At 55.1% G+C, this 18,075-nt stretch carries 13 protein-coding genes; 11 read left to right on the top strand and 2 right to left on the bottom strand.

Features of this window, described 5'->3' with window-relative positions; translation table 11 throughout:
- The first annotated feature begins 25 nt into the window (after window positions 1–25).
- The 8 genes from BA177_RS03910 (at window position 26) to BA177_RS03945 (ending at window position 11,812) form a co-directional block, all read left to right on the top strand.
- Window positions 26–799 (top strand): SDR family NAD(P)-dependent oxidoreductase, encoded by a 774-nt coding sequence (locus BA177_RS03910; protein ID WP_068613099.1) that lies wholly within the window; start codon window positions 26–28, stop codon window positions 797–799.
- A 405-nt stretch (window positions 800–1,204) separates the two neighbouring features.
- The gene (locus tag BA177_RS03915; protein WP_068613102.1) at window positions 1,205–4,078 is read left to right on the top strand and encodes a TonB-dependent receptor plug domain-containing protein; all 2,874 of its coding nucleotides are present in this window, start codon (window positions 1,205–1,207) and stop codon (window positions 4,076–4,078) included.
- A 261-nt stretch (window positions 4,079–4,339) separates the two neighbouring features.
- Complete coding sequence (locus tag BA177_RS03920; RefSeq protein ID WP_197493317.1) at window positions 4,340–5,614, top strand: aminotransferase class V-fold PLP-dependent enzyme; 1,275 nt, start codon at window positions 4,340–4,342, stop codon at window positions 5,612–5,614.
- A gap of 401 nt (window positions 5,615–6,015) precedes the next feature.
- On the top strand, window positions 6,016–7,062 hold the full coding sequence (locus BA177_RS03925) for a LacI family DNA-binding transcriptional regulator (RefSeq protein ID WP_082989849.1): 1,047 nt from the start codon (window positions 6,016–6,018) through the stop codon (window positions 7,060–7,062).
- Window positions 7,063–7,369: 307 nt separating this feature from the next.
- Window positions 7,370–8,920, top strand: coding sequence for a hypothetical protein (locus tag BA177_RS03930; RefSeq protein WP_068613108.1), 1,551 nt, complete (start codon window positions 7,370–7,372; stop codon window positions 8,918–8,920).
- A 205-nt stretch (window positions 8,921–9,125) separates the two neighbouring features.
- Window positions 9,126–10,058: a dihydrodipicolinate synthase family protein gene (locus tag BA177_RS03935; protein ID WP_197493318.1), complete on the top strand. Its 933-nt coding sequence runs from the start codon at window positions 9,126–9,128 to the stop codon at window positions 10,056–10,058.
- A 116-nt stretch (window positions 10,059–10,174) separates the two neighbouring features.
- Window positions 10,175–11,041, top strand: coding sequence for an amidohydrolase family protein (locus BA177_RS03940; RefSeq protein ID WP_068613111.1), 867 nt, complete (start codon window positions 10,175–10,177; stop codon window positions 11,039–11,041).
- A 120-nt stretch (window positions 11,042–11,161) separates the two neighbouring features.
- Window positions 11,162–11,812 (top strand): carbohydrate-binding family 9-like protein, encoded by a 651-nt coding sequence (locus tag BA177_RS03945; protein WP_068613113.1) that lies wholly within the window; start codon window positions 11,162–11,164, stop codon window positions 11,810–11,812.
- Between the two features lie 3 nt (window positions 11,813–11,815).
- Here BA177_RS03945 and BA177_RS03950 read toward each other — a convergent pair whose 3' ends face one another.
- Window positions 11,816–13,327 (bottom strand): N-acyl-D-amino-acid deacylase family protein, encoded by a 1,512-nt coding sequence (locus BA177_RS03950; protein WP_068613119.1) that lies wholly within the window; start codon window positions 13,325–13,327, stop codon window positions 11,816–11,818.
- Window positions 13,328–13,619: 292 nt separating this feature from the next.
- Here BA177_RS03950 and BA177_RS03955 point away from each other — a divergent pair, with 292 nt between their 5' ends.
- The 3 genes from BA177_RS03955 (at window position 13,620) to BA177_RS03965 (ending at window position 16,234) form a co-directional block, all read left to right on the top strand.
- Window positions 13,620–14,006 carry a RidA family protein gene (locus tag BA177_RS03955; protein WP_068613123.1) on the top strand — a complete coding sequence of 129 codons (387 nt, stop codon included), beginning with the start codon at window positions 13,620–13,622 and terminating at the stop codon, window positions 14,004–14,006.
- A gap of 61 nt (window positions 14,007–14,067) precedes the next feature.
- The gene (locus BA177_RS03960; RefSeq protein WP_068613128.1) at window positions 14,068–14,844 is read left to right on the top strand and encodes an SDR family NAD(P)-dependent oxidoreductase; all 777 of its coding nucleotides are present in this window, start codon (window positions 14,068–14,070) and stop codon (window positions 14,842–14,844) included.
- 64 nt (window positions 14,845–14,908) lie between these two features.
- Window positions 14,909–16,234: an alanine racemase gene (locus tag BA177_RS03965; protein ID WP_197493319.1), complete on the top strand. Its 1,326-nt coding sequence runs from the start codon at window positions 14,909–14,911 to the stop codon at window positions 16,232–16,234.
- Between the two features lie 230 nt (window positions 16,235–16,464).
- Here the strand turns inward: BA177_RS03965 and BA177_RS03975 are convergent, their stop codons facing one another.
- Window positions 16,465–18,054: a winged helix-turn-helix domain-containing tetratricopeptide repeat protein gene (locus BA177_RS03975; RefSeq protein WP_197493320.1), complete on the bottom strand. Its 1,590-nt coding sequence runs from the start codon at window positions 18,052–18,054 to the stop codon at window positions 16,465–16,467.
- Window positions 18,055–18,075 lie beyond the last annotated feature (21 nt).

An 18,075-nucleotide genomic window follows, 5' to 3' on the forward strand; every position in this document is an offset into this window, starting at 1 on the left:
CTAATTGAATTGCTGGAGCTGAAAGATGAATTTGTTCGATCTCAAGGGTAAAACGGTCCTGATCACGGGAGGCTATGGTTACTTGGGCGGGGCTATGGCTACGGGTCTGTCTCAATACCAGGCCAATGTCTGTGTCCTTGCACGCTCTGAAAGCAAATTCAGGGAAGCCTTTGGAAGTGATGCAGATCAGTTCAGTTTCATCCCTTGTGATATCGCGGATGCAACCAGCATCAAGTCGGCGGTGACCATCGCCGCGGAGAACCACGGTTCGATCGATGTCCTTATCAACAATGCCATGTACTGCCGTGGTAATGATCCTCTGGGCATCAGTGATGAAGACTGGGAATTCAGCGTCGACGGCGTGATTAACAGCGTGTATCGCTGCATTCGCGAGGTGGCACCCATCATGAAACAGCAGGCCAGCGGCAGCATCATCAACATTTCATCGATGTATGGCATTGTGGCACCCGATTTCGCGGCCTATGAAAATGCGCCATCGTCGCTGAATCCACCGCACTACGGGGCAGGAAAAGCGGCTGTTATCCAAATGACAAAATACTATGCACAGTTGCTTGGCCCGCAAAACGTCAGGGTCAATTGCATTTCACCGGGACCGTTCCCAAATCCAGACACGCAAAGAAACCAGAGTTTTATTTCGGCGCTAGGGGAGCGGACCAGTCTCGGAAGAATCGGAAGACCGGAAGAGCTGGTGGGCGCTGCAGTGTACCTGGCGTCACATGCGTCCTCCTATGTTACGGGCCAGAATCTGGTCGTCGATGGCGGTTGGACCGTTACCTGAGGGCGGCCCTCTAAGCGTCCGGATGGAGGGCGTATGTTGCTTGAAAAAGCAGAACACATGCCCTCTCCATCCGTTCACCAAAGATTCGAGTGTTGTTTCGGCTCATCGGAAAAAAAACGCCGGTAGTTGATCCGTAATTTTTTGGCCTGACTTATCGTTTGAAGCGCTGCCTTCGTCAAGCCCAATGGATCAGCGTGGTCGTGAATTGAATGAACGGCACAGGGTTTGTCGCCCGGCATTCCGGCCCCGCGACATAGAGTTTGGTTCTCCGGCAGGACGCTTCGCTCTTTTCGATAGCCTTACAAAATCTTGACACCGTAAACCCTTTAACGTAAAAGGCAATATCGTTTAACGTAACATGTAAGTACCTTTGTCTTATTTTCAATGACCTCTTGGGGGGCGTAGATGAATAAACGAATACGTGCGTTGCTTGTGGCGGTTGCGGCCACGTCGGCAATTATGAGTACAACTGGGCAAGCGGCGTTGGCGCAAGAGGCAGGCGGCAACAGCGCGGAACGCCGCAACGATGCTGCATCCAAAAGATCAAAGGAGGTCATTGAAGAGGTCGTTACAGTAGGTTCGCGCCGCGCAGAAAGAACAGTTGCCGAATCAATGGTCCCGATCGATGTACTAAGTGGTGCCGAGCTAGAGAGTCAGGGTGCCCCCGATATGGACGATATGCTGAGAACGACGATTCCGTCCTACAACGTACGCCGTTGGGGAACCGGAGACGAGGCATCAATCGTACGTCCGGCGCAGATGCGCGGGCTACCGGCCGATAACAACCTTGTTCTCGTCAATGGCAAACGGCGACACAGATCGGGCGTTATTACGCAGGATGGCGTTCATGGTCCGGACCTCGGCTCCATCCCCGCGATGGCTATCAAGCAGGTGGAAGTATTGCGTGACGGCGCCTCCGCCCAATACGGCTCCGATGCGGTAGCTGGTGTCTTGAACTTCATGTTGAAAGACGCGAGCGAGGGCGTGACCCTGGAAGCGCGGACTGGTCAATTCTTTAAAGGCGATGGCGAGCTCTACCAGTTGAGCGCCAATGCCGGGTTTCCGCTCGGGCAAAACGGCTTTGCGAATGTGACAGCACAGTGGCGGGAGATGGCTCCGACTGATACGGCTACACAACGAACAGCGGCTGCGACAATTCGCCGTTCCGGCAACGCTGCGCAGCGTGATGCCATTCCGGAGATTGCCCAGGAATGGGGGCAGCAGGAAGTCAACGACGATTGGATAGTCTTCCTGAATTCAGAGCTGGAAATCACCGATTCGCAGAGTTTTTACTTTTTCGGGAATGTCGGAAGTCGCAGTACCGAGACCGGCTTTAATTGGCGCAACCCGAATAGCCAGGGTTCAGTGTTCACCCACAACTTCAATGGCCAGACTTACCGTGCCGTCATGGACAGCAACATCATTCCCAACCTCGGTGGCCAGGTTTCCAATTGTCCCGCGATGATCGTTCCGGGTACTGGCCTGGACGGCGTTGACCTGGACCCAACGGCGGTTGCCAATGATTTCGCGGCAATGAATTCACTGCCTGACAATTGTCTGGTCTACAACGAGTTCATGCCGGGAGGTTTTACTCCAAAGTTCAGCGGAAAGGTGCGAGATGCTTCGGGTGTGATGGGAATTCAAGGCGTCTCCAAACGTTTTCACGACTTGACCTATGACATCAGTCTGGGTGTTGGCTGGAATGATGCCGATTTTCATATTCGGGAAACTGTCAATCCATCACTGGGGCAGACCGCTATTACTGCCGGAGTACTGCAGCGGGCTTTCGATGTCGGTTCTTACTCACAGTTTGAGAAGAGCTTCAACGCAAATTTCACCAAAGCGTTACCGATGGAAGCATTCGTTTCCGATCTCAATCTGGCCTTCGGTGTGGAGTGGCGAGAAGAAGAATGGACTGCATCAATTGGCGAAGTTAATTCATGGATTAATGGACCGTTCACCACACAGGCCGGCCCGTCATCGAACCCCAACTGCTACGGCGATGGCACGACGTGCCAGCTTGATGCTACCGGTGCGCCAATTCCATTGACCAATATGGGGATCGGAAGCAACGGTTTGCCAGGGTACTCGCCACAGCAAGCGGGTACTTGGGCTCGAAGTAACTGGGCATTCTATACTGACGTCGAGGGCGATGTTACGGAGAAGTTTACGGTTGGCGCCGCACTGCGATACGAAAACTTCAACACCTTCGGCAGTACAGTAAATGGAAAACTCAGTAGTCGATTGGAATTGACTGAAAATGTCGCTCTTCGCGCTTCTTTGAGCACAGGCTTTCGCGCACCAACTCCGGCGCAGAGCAATCAGACAAAACTGCGTACGACGCTCATAGACAACGAACTTCTGCAATCCGGCCGGATACCGTCGACCAATCCAATCGCAGTTTCTCTTGGCGGTAAGGTACTGCAGGAAGAGAAGGCAACGAGTTTCACGTTAGGTGGCGTATTCGATGTGACAGAAACCTTGAGCGTCACAGTGGATTACTTCAATATTGAGTTAACAGATCGTCTTGCTACTACTGGTAACCTGTCAATCATCGCTCTCGGCCCGTTAACGGATGGGAGTTGCCCGATCGCAGCCGCCGACCCTGCGGCCAATCTCGCACAATGTTTGCAAGAAAGCGGTGTCCCCGGGGCCGCAGAAAGTTCTGCGGTAAGCTTTTTCACCAACAACTTTGATACGACGACTCAGGGCATCGACATTGTTGCGACCTGGTTGACGGATTTTGGTCGGGCTGGTACAGGTAACTTCACTGCCGCCTGGAACTGGACGGACACGCAAGTCGATCGCATTGAAGATGACATCAGTCGAAACACTGTTGTCAACCTTGAGAATGCCTTACCGGATCAACGTGGAATTTTCACCTACAACCATTCAGTTGGCGATTTTGGGCTGATGCTTCGTGCCAGTTATTACGGTGAACGAAAGAATGGTGGTAACAACGGGGATCCGTTGTTTACGGGTGCCGGAGACAATCCGCAATACGCACTGGATTGCACAGGAACGCCTAACGCAATAGGTGGTACCGTTTACACGGATTACTGTTTTGGCTCTGACTGGGTGTTTGATGTCGAAGCATCTTACTATGCTGGCGAGAATGTGACGCTGGTTCTTGGTGCTCAGAACTTCACCGATAATTTCGGTCCGCTGGACAAAGGTAATGAGAGTGGACTGAATAACATTGGTCTCACTTACAGTAACCAAACACCATTTGGTTTCGATGGCGGGTTTGCTTATTTTCGTATGAAGGTTGATTTCTGATTCTGGAGCAAACTGTCAGGTGATTGTGAGGCCACCCGTACATCGAGGTGGCCTCCGTTATTACTTTGCTCTCCGACCGTGCTGGTTCAGCCTGTTGAAGTGACTTATGTTGCCGAATGACGTGGGTAGCCTGAACCGATATCGAGGTATACAGGTACAACTCCCGTTGCAGGCAGAGTAGGCTGACAGGTGACATTTTCTGATAGCGATTACCCGGAGCTGCCGTCTTGATGCAGCACAAAATGGATGGGAGAGATCATAGTGGAACGGCGTGAATTTCTCGGGTTAATGTCTGCTTCTTACGTGGCCTTGCACTCGCAGGCAGCCGGGGCGGTTGCGTCGGCTGTTGCTGGTGTCTCGCAGGACCCTGAATCGGCCAGTACGGATGAAGAGTTCTGGCTGCAGATTCGACAGGCATTCAGTGTCGATGGTAATCAGATCAACCTAAATAGTGGCAGCGTTAGCCCGGCACCCCAAGTGGTTCAGAAGGCGATGCAAGACTATCTGACCGTTATGAACATGAGCCCTTCTCTTTATGTGGAAAAGCTGCTCTTGCCGCAGCGTGAAGGGGTCAGGCGTCGGTTGGCAAGCGCATTCGGTTGTGATCCCGAAGAGCTGGCAATAACCCGAAATACCACGGAGTCTCTGGAGAACGTGATTCTTGGTATTGATCTGAAGCCTGGCGACGAGGTTCTCACGACCAACCAAGACTACATCAGCATGCTTTGGAGTTGGCGGCAGCGCGAGAAAAGGGATGGAATTGTTCTGAAGACGATTTCATTTCCGGTCCCGCCACCAAGTCCGGATGATCTGGTTAAGAGGTTTGAAGAGGCTATAACGGATCGTACCCGGGTCATTATGTTGAGCCATGTGACATACACAACAGGTCAGATATTCCCTGTCCGGGAAATCTGCAGAATGGCACGCGATCGTGGGATCCAGACGATCGTGGATGGCGCACACAGCTTCGCGCACTTTCCATTCCAGCAGGCGGATCTGGACTGCGACTACTATGGCACTAGTTTGCACAAGTGGCTGACGGCGCCAATCGGCACCGGTTTTCTTTACGTCCGGAAGGAAAGGATACCGGATGTGTGGCCCCTCATGCCGTCCAGTGAAAGCAACGCAGCTAATATTCGAAAGTTTGAGGCGATCGGTACGCATCCGGTTGCTGCGAAGAACGCAATCTCATCCGCACTTACCTTTCATCAGCGTATCGGCCCGGAACGCAAAGCGGCTCGCCTCAACTATTTGCGCGAACGTTGGTCTCGTCGCGTTGAGTCGATTCGCGGTGTGCGTATCCTGAATAGTAATGATCCGGGTCAGGCATGCGGAATAGGCGCTATGACAATCGAGGGGATTGAAGGGCCTGCGCTCAGTGAGCATCTGTTGCGGACTTCACGCATTCACGTGAGGGCACGGGTACTGCCCGGTGAGTATTCGGCAATCCGCGTGGCACCAAACGTATTTACCAGTGTCGACGAAATAGATGTGTTTAGTCAGGCAATCGAAAAAATCGCCCACAAAGGCCTTTGACTGCAGCTTGCGACCGCACCAACCCAGATGTTACCCATCCTGACCGCGTCTGGTAGCGGACAGTGTGACTGACCTTTCGGGTTCTGGCCAAGGCCTTTTGTCGCAGCAAGAGCAGTGTGTCCAGAAAGCCGGCCGGCACAAGCACCGGCATTTTTCCTGAAACAATCACCGTCTCTGCTCCGGGTTATTCAAGGTAAACCGTTCACCCGGCTTCGCAATTTACGGTAGTCAGAGGGGCTCTATGGCGCCCGGAATCGGGTGGCGGTTGGCAGCGTGTGTCGCAAGGCGCTTGGTGTGTATAATTGACTGGCTCCGAATAATAATAAAACCGTTGTGTGCTTGATATGGCAGTGCACGACATTTATCCCCCTAAGAGCCAAATCAAAGGTTGAACACGTCTCATGGTAAAGAAGAAGATGAGTTCAAGAGTGAACCGGCGGGTAACTCTTCGCGACATAGCGGAGGCTACCAACGTTTCGGTAATGACCGTTTCCAATGTCGTTAACGGCAAATCTCAGTTTGTCAGCAGCGCAACTCGGCAGAAGGTCGATGCGGCGATCAAGAAGCTGAAATACGTACCAAGTGCAACCAGCCGGAAATTACGAAGCAGCCAGGAATTCTCCATTGGCATGATTATCATGGATGAGGCGCCGGTATTTCTCGCCGATCCATTCATAGGCCAGCTTGTGGCCGGCCTGAGTAACCACCTCAGCACCAATAATTACTCATTAACTGTGCAGGGCGTGCGCCCAGAGAGCTTTCAGCGAGCGTCATTGTTTTCGGTGGCTGGCACCGACGCCTTATGCGCCATATTGTGTGGCCCGAAGGCGGAGAGGCGGAAGAATGTTGATTTCATGCTGGGCAGGCACCAGCCTGTGGTTATCTTTCAGGACAGCCTGGACATCAAGGCCAGTGGCATCGCTATCGTCAATCAGGACGACGAGAAAGGTGGTTATGAAATAACCTCGCACGTGATCTCACGAGGCGCCAAAAAGTTGCTCTTCGTCAGGCCGTTGGTGCAATGGCCTGCCATAGAGAAGCGTTTGAAGGGCGTCAAAAAGGCCATTGCTCGGAAAAAAGGGGTGACTCTGGAGATTCTTAAATGCGAAGAGTCGACATTCGAGAAGACTCAGGAAGCCCTTGCCGAATACCTGGCCGTCACCAAGGTACCGGATGCTATTCTTGGTGGCACTGATGCCATGGCCATTGCTGCGATGCGCTATTGTCAGGATCAGGGCTACAAGGTCCCTGAGGACATCATGGTGACCGGCTTCAATGGCTTTTCTGCGAGTAGTTATTCGACCCCATCATTGACTACAATCGTTTCGCCAGCCTACGAGATGGGGCAGTTGGCCGGCCAACTGATCCTTGACCGGCTGCGGACCGGTCGTTTTTCAGCGCGCAAAACGCTTCTCCCAGTATCTTTCAAGCAGGGCGGATCCGCGTAGTTCAGATTCTTGCCGGCAATAGCCCGCAAGCCACTGGCCGAAAAAAGTACGACCATTCCCCATCGGGTGCATTGCGCATCGGGTTTTCGGCGCACTCGTTCTGTACACGCTGCAGCCTGTGATAATGGTCTTACCGGCGAGCCCTTCCGCATGCGCCTGCGTCTCCGTTTCACTACCTCACCCTCAAGCACTTGACGAGCGGCTCTCTACAGCGCTATGCGCGGAGTGGCCGAGTGCGGTGAATTGACAAAATGTAACGTTAAAGGTATTTTCGGTTTTATTGACTGACCGCATATCTGGAGCATTCATGACTGATACAGACAGACGCGCATTCCTGCAAAAGTCACTCGCCGCAGGTACCGTTGCCGCATCGGGCGTGTCCCTAAGCAGCATTGCGCATGGCATGAGCAGGCGCGGGCAACTGGAAGTTGCCGCAATTCGATTCGGCACCATGGCGGACGTGGGCGATGCTGGAGCGAGCAAGCTCGGCAATAAGATTTTGGAAGTTGCCGGTCCTCTAAAGACAACTATCATGCTCCTCCGGGAAGGAAACCACGAGGTCTGCATTGTCTGCATCGACTTGATTCTGAGTCGGTCGCTGGCCTATTTCAAGAAGATCATTTCACAAGAACTGGGAATTGCCGCTGATAACATTGTGCTGTTCGCCTCGCACAATCACAGTGATGCTCCGCCGGGCGGCTCTACCGGCCACAATGATCAGGACTACCGCGACCGGCTGGTTTCAACTAAAGAGTCACCTTTGACACCCTTCGGTGAGCGCTTGTTCAAAGAGCTCAGAGAATCTGCGCGACGCTTACGTGGAATGTTGGAGCCGGTCAGCGTCTGGTATGCCGAAGGCAGCGAAGGACGCATAACCTACAACCGGAAAGGCCGTCGGGCGGACGGTTCGACGTATTTCATGCGCGAGGAGGACCGGGTCCTCGTCGGTGCTGACTACAATGGTGACATTGACCGTCAGGCGCCAGTTGTGGTTTTCAAAAACCGGCAAAACAAGCCGATTGCCGCTCTCGTGCAGTTTACCGGGCACCCGGTTACCAGCTACAAGCCGGAGGCACCCGTCGTGTATGGGGAGTGGTCGCAGGTCGCGACGGATATCGTTGGCCGGGAACTGGCAGAGGGTGGCGAGCCTATTCCCGTCGGCTTCCTGCAAGGATGCGCGGGCGATGTGAATTCGAAGGAAATGTTCAGCGGTGGCGTCGAACGAGCGCGCTTGTTCGGCGAGATGCTGGGAGAAAGCTACCTCAAGGCGCTGAATGATCTCCAGCCTTCAGAGCGAAACAGTTTGATGTATAAGACGGAACCCGTTCCGGTGCCGTGCGGACCGTTGCCGGACATGCGCGCATTGAAACTGGAAATCGAAGAAATGAACGATTTCATTCGACGCGCTGATGCGGGAGATGAGAATACGCTCACCTGCGTTGGATTGAACTTCCCACGGGCATTGTCACCTGAATACCGTGGAGCACTGATCAAGTCGGTTCTACCTTGGAGCGAGTGGGCTCTGGATATTCGCAAGACGGGCCGCGAAAACACGATCATGAAAGCGCTTGATCTGCCAATTTACGTCATCGGCCTGGGCGATGTGGGCATAGTTGGCCTGCAATGTGAACCGTTCCAGGGTATCGGTCGCAGACTGCGTGAGCTTTCACCTTTGCCTATGACTATTCCCTGCGGATACGCCAATGGTTCTCACGGCTACGTGACCGACTCGGCCAATACGGGCGATCGCGAGTACATGAGTTCTTACTACCGCTACACGCGATTCAGGCCTCAGTTCGAGCGACCGGCCGGCGATGTTCTGGCGGATCGAGGCGCACAGATTCTCGCCAAGGGCTAGCGACGAAAGCGAAGGGCGGCTGCACATGAGCATTTTGTCTGCGAAAGAACAGGCGGCAGGCATTCGGTTTGTCGCCGCGGTTGGAGCATGCATACGGACGCTCCGACATATTGGGACGATGCCGCACGGCGGTCATCCCCAATATTCCATTCTTCACGCAAGCTCCTAGCCAGAGACGAGTCAATCCAGGATGCATAGAGCAAACATGAAAAGAGCAGACACAAAACATATGCACGGTTATCTAGCGGGTGTGCCACTGCCTTGGGACAAGCGCGGAGCTATTCTCAAGGACCAGTTTCGTGGTGCGATTGAGGCCCTGCTGGAGGACGGTTGTGATGGACTGTACCTGTTCGGTACCAGTGGCGAAGGGTACGCAGTCTCCGACGAGGAATTCGGGACGATTATCGAAACCTTTGTGGAGGCGACCGGGGGTGCCGATGTTTTCAGGCAGGTTGGTTGCTTCGGGCTTAGCTCCGACCAGGTCATTCGTCGCTGCAAAGTGGCTTCTGACCTTGGGGCGGACAGTGTTCAGATTACGCTGCCATTCTGGAAAGAGCTGAATGATATTGAGCTCAGAACGTACTTTGCAGATGTCTGCGGCGATTTAGCGGATATCCAGTTCCTGCTTTACAACAATCCGAGAAACAAGCGGCGGCTCAACGGCAAGGAACTGGAAGCGCTTGCCTCGGCTACTCCGAATCTTTGTGCGACGAAAACGGGTTCTGGGGCGTGGATCGAGTTTTACGAGCTGGTCACGGAGTCACCTTCGTTGCAACACTTTGTCACCGAGCCGGCATTCCAGTTTTGTCGGGGTGTGGCCAACGTCGGATTGATTCCTTCATCGAACTACGCGAACCCTGAGAAATGTCGTGCATACTACAAAGCGGTGATCGAGGGAGATCAGAAGCTTGCACAGCTTCTTCATGCGGAAATTATCAACTTCTTTCACAAGACTGCGGTGCCGCTCTTGCGTAAAGGGTACATCGATGGCGCGGTGGACAAGGCGTACGCCAGGATACGTGGCATGGAGTTTTCACTTGAGATGAAATCGCCGTACGCTTCACTGAGTGACGAAGATTTCAGCTGGCTCAAGGAGACTGTCGCAGAAACCGGGTTTCTGCAGAGGACCGGTTTCTGAGTCAGTAGCCAGTAACATTTAGCAGGCAGTACTCAGGCGCTACGGTTCGGGTAACTGTCACCACTTTGTTCCAGTTTGGGCGTAGATACCCAGATATTGAAGGTTGGAGTTGTAAGATGAGAATAGCCTGTGACGTCCATGTACACCTGTGGGATGCAAACGATCGCGAGCATATCGACGAGAGTTTTATCAAGGAGCTGCGCGATGTCTCCGGGAGAGACGGCACCCTGAACGTCGATTTGCAGCAGTTCTCGAACCACTACGCGAATGTTGACAAGGTAGTCGTCTTTGGCGGCATGGCCCGGCATACGGGTTTGCATGTGCCGAACCAGTTCATTCATGATTTTGTGCAAAGCAGTGACATCGGCGGGAAGCTGATACCGTTCGTCGGCATCGACCCCTATGATGACAACTACATGGATGAATTCGAACGTGCGGTTGATGACTGGGGCTTCCGGGGCGTCAAGCTCATGCCGATGTACGCCAACTTTGATCCACGTGACGAGCTGCTCGCGCCGCTTTATGAAGCCTGTGAACGCAGAGGTCTGCCAATTCTCATTCACATGGGCACGACATTTTGTCGTTGTGCACCGTTGAACTTTGCCGAGCCGATGATGCTGGAACCGGTGGCACTTAAGTACCCCGATCTCAAGATGATCGTGGCGCACATGGGACACCCCTTCGAGAATCAGACCGTTGTGCTGATTCGCAAGCAACCGAATATCTATTCCGATCTGTCCGCGCTGCATTATCGGCCATGGCAGCTCTTCAACAGCATGATGCTGGCACAGGAGTACGGGGTGACGCACAAGTTGCTGTTTGGCACGGATTACCCGTTTACCATGCCCGATGAGTCTATGGTCAAACTCCGGGAGATCATGCGGTTTTCATTCGGCGCCGGTTCCAATATGCCGCACCTGAATCCCGCATGGATGGAAGATGTGTTTGCCAGGGATACGGTTTCCTTGCTGGGCTTAGTCTAGTAACAGCCAATTGCCGCTGGCTTTGTCCGCACAGCGTTCGCCGCAACAAAACCGGCGGTCCTGCCGGTTTTGTCGGTGCTCGTTTGGCCGGACAGGTGCGCGCAATCAGAGTGCATTGGAATGACACACAAAGAGTACCTGGTTCAACGGCTGGCGGGCAGCACGCCAATCCCAATCGATGGCGCGGGCAAAAGCCCTGCCTGGGCCGCGGCACGTGCGCTGGACGATTTTTCATTTCCATGGCTGGATGCGGTGGCGCCCGCGACCCGCTTTCGTGCCCTCTGGGATAGCCAGTATTTTTATTTCTTCTTTGAAGCTGCCGACACCGACATCGTGTTGGCGCAAGGGGCTGACGCCAAAGAACGGGTGATCGGCTCCGATCGCGTCGAGATATTTTTTGCGACCGGGCATGATCTGCAGCCGTACTATGGTCTGGAGGTGGATCCGCGCGGTGAGGTTCTCGACTACCGGGGGCGCTACCACCGGCTAATCGAATGGGACTGGTCTTGCGCCGGACTGGAATTTCAATCCCGGCAAAATGCGCAAGGCTATACCGTTGAGGGGCGCATCGCGCTGACTTCGTTGCAGCAGCTAGGCTGTCTGCATGAAGATGAAAAAGGGCAGTACCTCATTGCCGGCCTGTTTCGCGCGGAGTTCAGTCTCGACGACAAGCAGCAGACGATTCAGAACTGGATCGCGTGGGTCGATCCGCAGGTCGCAGACCCGGATTTTCACGTGCCATCCGCATTCGGTCATCTGCGCTTGTCATAAGTATCAATGCTCGCCGGCATGCCTGTGCACGGGCAAGCGGACGCCGGGCCGTTGCGGCTCATCGGCGTTGTCACCGAATACACGTTGTCCGGCTATCCAGACTCCGTCCATGCCGGTCGATAACTGGCAGGGTTCGCTGAAGGTGGCGTTTTCCCGCAGATTTTCCATTGCAAACAGTGCGATATCGGCACGCCGTCCAACGGCGAGGTGGCCGGCGTCAAGGCCGAAGTAGTCGGCGGCACTCGATGTTATGCGGCGCAGCCCGGCAACGAGGTCAATTGGCCCGTTTCGCACGAAGCGGGTAAGAAAGCCGGTAAACGCGCCGAAATTTCGTGGATGGCAGGCACCCCTGAAGTTTGTCGCGTACAGCCAGGCATCGGAACCGAGCAGGCAACGGTCGTGCTGGATCAGGCGCCCGACGCTTTCCTGTGTGGAGGTATTGTCGAAAATGCAGACACAGTTGGGATCGGCAAGATAGACCTGCTGGATGACGCTGGCGGCATCCTCTCCCAGCGACAATGCGATCTCGCCAATCGTCTTTTTCGTGTAGTCGTGATTTGCATGCTGGATCACGTGAATATCGTCATAGGAATTAATGCATACGTTGCGGATTGCCGCATCGACATCTGCCCCGGCAAACATTGCTGATGCTTTCGGTACCGATTGAAAGGCATTCTGAAAGACGAGGCTCAGGGTCGTGCAGCCGGCGACGTAGGGATACATGTCGAAGTGAGCATGATCGTTGTTGTCAAAGCGACGTTCCATTTCCGGAACCAGATGGTCGAGGCGGTCAGAAAGGGGGCGCAAGTGTGATACCAGTACCGGGCAGCCTGCGTCGCGGCTGATGTCGATCACCTCGTCCATCGCCTGCAGGATTCCCGCGCCCTGGTCCCGAATATGGCAGGTTAATGGTTTGCCGAATTTCGCAAGAACCGTGCACAACGCATGCAGTTCCTGAGCGCTGTAACCGGCGGCCTCGGGGTAATTAAGACCGACCGACATGCCGGCCCAGCCGGCTTCCAGGTACTCCCTGAGTCTCGAGCACATGCTGGCAATTTCAGCCTGCGACGGCGTGCGGGCTGATTCCATGACCGATAGTCGCAGGGTGCCGTGACCCAGGAGCTCGCCGATATTGAGGGAGAGCCCGCGTTCTACCGCGCGCAAGTGATCCCGGCAATTGTGGTTCGTATCGCTGCTCCTGAACGCGATCAGCGGAAACGGCGCTGTTTCCGGAACGCTGGACATGCCGCAATTTCCGACCACCAGGGTGCCCACTCCCTGTGACACAGACGAGCCGCCGTCGTTGTCGTCGTGCGTGACCATGAAGTCGGCGTGACTGTGCGTGTCGACGAACGCCGGCGTTAGCAGTCGATCACTGGCGTCGATAATCCGGGCCGCTGGTACGGCCTCGTTGCCAAGGTAGGTTATCGACGCCCCTTTTATGCCGAGATGCCTGTAATCGTTGAAATCATGGCCGTCAAAAATTCTTGCGTTGTCAATGCGAAGATCCAGCAAGTGTTACTCTCCTGAGTGTCCTTTCCGTATGGCCTTGAGGGCGCTGATTCCGCACGGTTTCACTGCCATTGGGCAGTGTCCGGCGGGTCGATGAGCTTGCAGCATCGGTTGGCTTCCGCTTGTAGAAGTCACCAAAGTTTAACGTTATACTTCCTTAGAATATGTAATTGCAAGGCATGAAATTCTGCGATTATGACAGGCGCCGGCTGTTTACCCAACGACGCCTGTCAACGGCAAGTATCGGTGCACCGCGCAATCCCTTTCGACCCAGACCCTTGAGGAACTTACGATAATGTCACGCCAATTTTTTGGATCCCACCCCCAACTCAAAGATGGTCGCAGAACGCCGCTGTCGCATGCTGTCCGAGCAGGTGATTATGTCTACGTATCTGGCCAGGTACCGTTCGGTCCGGACGGGAAGTTGGTCACCAGCGGCTTTGAGGACCAGGTACATCAAGTTATAGAAAATCTCAGCAATGTACTGACCGAGGCAGGGTGTACCTTGTCGGATGTGGTCAAATGCACGGTCTGGCTGGAGGATGTGCGAAATTTCGTCAGCTTTAATGATGTGTACGGACAGTACTTCAAAGAAAATCCGCCAGCCAGGTCAACAGTCCATTCGACCCTGATGGTCGATGCAGGTGTGGAAATAGAGGCGATCGCGTACAAGCCTTTGTAGCATTGGCGCTGCTGCCGTTTGTGTTCGCGCACTCCGGGCGCAGGAACTCAAGGAGTCATGAGTGACTATTGAAGGTAAGACCGCACTCGTTACAGGCGGCGGTCAGGGTATTGGTCAGGGTTGTGCGCTGGCGCTCGCGAAAGCGGGTGCCACGCTGGTCCTGAACGACCGGCCCGGAAGTGCCGAACTCGCGCGCACGGCGGATCAAATCAGAGCGCTCGGCGGCAAATGCCATACAGTCGAAGGTGACGTCTTCTGTGGCGAAGTGCGTGAGCGCCTCGTCGCCGAGGCTATCGACAAGGCAGGAGCTATCAATATCTTTGTAAGTAATCCCGCCTTGAATATTAGGCGACCGTTCCTGGAATTTGAGCTGGCCGATTTTGAGCGCATCGTGGCTGCAACGCTGGTCAGTGCCTTTCACATGAGCCAATTGGTCGCACGAAGTATGGTCAGTGCGGGCCGCGGCGGTAAGATTGTGTTCGTTTCCAGCGTGCATGCCGAAATGCCATTCGCCAACAACGTCGCCTACGGTGCTTCCAAAGCAGGACTCAATCACTTGGCGGAAACGATGTCAGTCGAGTTGGCACCGCACCGGGTCAATGTGAACACCATCGAGCCGGGTTGGATTGATACTCCCGGCGAGCGGGCCATGTCATCAGAGGATGTCCTCGAGAGAGAAGGCAAAAAGTTGCCATGGAAGCGTATGGGAACTGTAGACGATATCGGTGACGCGGTTGTTTTTCTGGCCTCCGATGCGGCTGACTACATTACGGGCGCAACAATTCCCGTGGACGGTGGTTTCCGCTTCAGGCACTGTGCCCCGGGCAGTTCCGAATAGCGCAACACTCTCGACCAACGTCCCCAGCGGCGCGAAGCAACAGCCGATTTCCGCACACTTTCTGATGCCTGATTCATTCACTTCCGACACACTAAGCGCCATGCCAAAACTTCAACTGCAAGAGATTCACGCGACAACAATTGACGGTGCGACCAAGGGTTTTCCCGGTACCGCGCAGCCCCTGCGTTTGGATGAACTCGGCGCGATGAACTGGAACGTTCTTGCACACGATCTGCCGTTCCCGGTGGCGGTCCTGAAAGACAGCGCGTTACGGAACAATAGCGACCAGATGAAGAAGTATCTGGATGCAACCGGCGTGTCTTTGAGCCCGCATGGCAAAACAACGATGTCCCCGCAACTTTTTGACCGGCAATTGGCTGAAGGAGCATGGGGACTTACGGCTGCGACCACCACGCACGTGAATGTGTTCAGGAAGGCAGGCGTACAGCGTGTCATTCTTGCCAATCAATTGGTCGGCGAACAGAACGTTGCGTACATTGCGAGCGAGCTCAAAAGAGATCCGGAATTCGAATTCTATTGCCTGGTCGACTCGATTCGGCAGGCAGACCAGCTCGCTGAACTGCTGTTGAAATATGCACCGGGTCGTCCATTGAACGTGCTTGTGGAAATGGGCTCGAAAAACGGTCGCTGTGGTGTGCGTAGCCTGGAGGAAGGGATAGAACTCGCGAGACATGTTTCCGCCCGGAATGACGTGTTTTGTCTGGCAGGTATTGAAGTATTCGAGGCCATATTCGGTGGTGATCCACACGATGCCGCCATCAAGACAGATGGATTACTTGGGCAGGCGGTAAAGCTGGCGGAAGAATGTGATGAAGCGGGCCTGTTTGGCACTTCGGAACTGCTGTTGACCGCCGGTGGCACCATGTACTTTGCCAGGGCAGCGAGGGCGTTGCTCAAGGCCTCCGTATCCCGCAAAACAACGGTCGTTCTGCGTAGCGGGTGCTACCTGACTCACGATCATGGCCTGTACGCAAAAGGCGCTGAATTTGAGAAGGAACAAACCAGCGGTGACCATCCGGAGTTCATTCCTGCTCTCGAAGTCTGGGCCAGCGTGCAGTCAGTGCCCGAGCCGGGGCTTGCCATTCTGGCCTTGGGCAAGCGGGATATTTCGTACGATATACAGTTACCAATGGTTTGTTATTCCGCTGAAGGTGGTCGCGCCAGAGCGGTCGCTCCGGGCAATTATGAAATAGTCGCCCTCAATGATCAGCATGCCTACATGCGCTGTCCCGCTGGACAGGAACCGAAACCTGGCGACCTATTTGGTCTTGGCATATCGCATCCTTGCACGACCTTTGATAAGTGGCAGCTCTTGTACATCGTTGACGATGACTATCGAGTGGTCGAGGGAATTCGGACCTTCTTCTGAAGCGATGATGCGCAACCTGTTCATGATTTGTGTGATGGCGGCAAAAGATGCTTCAGGTCAGAAGCCCGGTAAGCATATGCGCGTCGCAGAAAAGGTGGCGAGGCAATTTCTTCTGCCGAGTGATCGCGTCCTCCGCAAGAACAAGCGAAAGGCGTTCAATAAGCACACCCGGACTGACCGTCCGCAAACTTGGGTGAATTAACCGGCTTCGAATCAATTAGCAGCGGTAATCAGAAACCCAGTTTCTGGAGGGCCGTTGCGAACTGCGTGCGCAACGGTTCCTTGCGCATAGGGAATGCGCCGAAAAATTCGGCGCTGCCGAGTTGCGGGCTGCGCTCGCGCACGTTTGCCGCCCAGGTTGCCGCTGCCGCTGCATTGCCGGCGAGTTCCTGGGTGGCCGCGGCGATCATCGCAATCAGCACATGGGCACCTGGCGAGCGCGCGGCGCGCTCGGCCCATTGCACGGCTTCCGCCATCTCGCCGCGCGCCACGTGCGTGATGCCACGGGTGCCGAGCATCGCGTAGTACAACGGATCAAGTGGACTCAGGCGCATGGCGAGATCGACCTGGTCGCGTCCTTCCTGATCCGCGCCTGCAATCGTGTTGGTCCAGGCCAGTGCGTAAACGCCTTGCGCGTAGTTCGGGCACAGTGACGTGGCGCGTTCCAGCCACGAGTGGGCGCGATCGAGATCGGCGCTCAACCAGAAACTGCGGCCCATCGTGAAATTAACAAACGGATCCAGCGGATCAATCTCAAGCCCGGCTTGAGCGCAACGGCGGGCGAGTGCGGTCTCGCCTGCAATGTCGTCCGTGTGCCGCAGGAATGCCGTCTGAAAATGCACGAAGGAAAGGCCGGCATGGGCCCGGGCAAACGCCGGGTCGAGCTTGATCGCCCGCTGAAAAAGTGCGGCTGCTGCCGCATTGTCTTTCTGATTGAAGCGAAAGATATGCTGCAGGCCAACGTGGTACGCGGACCACGCATCCATGTTCTCCGTCACTATCAGGCGTGCGGCAGTTGCCTCGTGCAACGGAATCTGGATTTCCAGGGCCGCCAGAATCTTTTCCCGAATCTCCTTTCGAACCGCGTGAATGTCCTCGACTTTGCCCGTGAACCGCTCGGCCCAGACAATCTCGCCGCTGCGTGTATCAACAAGTTCAGTGGTAATGACCAGTTGTCGATCGCTGGCTTCCACGCAGCCGGACAGCAGGTAACGCGCACCCAGTAACTGGCCGATATGGTGCTGGTCGGGGTCCCGATCACGAAAGCGAAACGACGATGCTCTGGCTATCACGAGCAGCCAGCGCAGGCGCGCAAGCTCGGCGATGATCTCGTGCGGTAGGCCGTCGGCGATGGTGTCGTACGGACCCGGCTTACCGAGCAACTGGAACGGCAGTACGGCAATGGAGGGGCGATACGAAACATCGTCCGCCGCCTGGGGCGTGTCTGCCTCTTGTCGGGAATCGTCCTCGGGCGACACGATCGGGCTGTTGCGCAACGGTCGAACGTCGGCGACGAATCGCAGGCCTTTGCCGTGCACGGTCTTAATAAAGCGCTGAGTGTGGCCGGTATCGCCCAGCACCTTGCGCGCCAGCTTGATCCGGCTCGCCAGCGCCGAGTCGGTCACAATGCGCCCGTCCCAGAGTTTCTCGAAGATCTCTTCCTTTGACACCAGTCGCTCGCGATGCTCGACCAGGTAGGCCAGCAAGGCGAGAACCTTGGGTTCGATCGGACACGGCTCACCGTCCTTGCGAAGTTCAAACTTCGCCATGTCCAGTTCAAAGGGGCTGAACGCGTAGATCATCGCCTGAGCATAGAGCACTAACCCTGCCGCGCCTAGAAA

The sequence above is a fragment of the Woeseia oceani genome (genome assembly GCF_001677435.1).
Lineage (GTDB): Bacteria > Pseudomonadota > Gammaproteobacteria > Steroidobacterales > Woeseiaceae > Woeseia > Woeseia oceani.

Bases quoted from the DNA above. Each gene is read 5' to 3' on its own strand.
- BA177_RS03940 (WP_068613111.1), top strand. From the start codon at position 10,175: ATGAGAATAGCCTGTGACGTCCATGTACACCTGTGGGATGCAAACGAT.
- BA177_RS03955 (WP_068613123.1), top strand. From the start codon at position 13,620: ATGTCACGCCAATTTTTTGGATCCCACCCCCAACTCAAAGATGGTCGC.
- BA177_RS03945 (WP_068613113.1), top strand. From the start codon at position 11,162: ATGACACACAAAGAGTACCTGGTTCAACGGCTGGCGGGCAGCACGCCA.
- BA177_RS03930 (WP_068613108.1), top strand. From the start codon at position 7,370: ATGACTGATACAGACAGACGCGCATTCCTGCAAAAGTCACTCGCCGCA.
- BA177_RS03935 (WP_197493318.1), top strand. From the start codon at position 9,126: ATGAAAAGAGCAGACACAAAACATATGCACGGTTATCTAGCGGGTGTG.
- BA177_RS03925 (WP_082989849.1), top strand. From the start codon at position 6,016: ATGGTAAAGAAGAAGATGAGTTCAAGAGTGAACCGGCGGGTAACTCTT.
- BA177_RS03965 (WP_197493319.1), top strand. From the start codon at position 14,909: ATGCCTGATTCATTCACTTCCGACACACTAAGCGCCATGCCAAAACTT.
- BA177_RS03910 (WP_068613099.1), top strand. From the start codon at position 26: ATGAATTTGTTCGATCTCAAGGGTAAAACGGTCCTGATCACGGGAGGC.
- BA177_RS03915 (WP_068613102.1), top strand. From the start codon at position 1,205: ATGAATAAACGAATACGTGCGTTGCTTGTGGCGGTTGCGGCCACGTCG.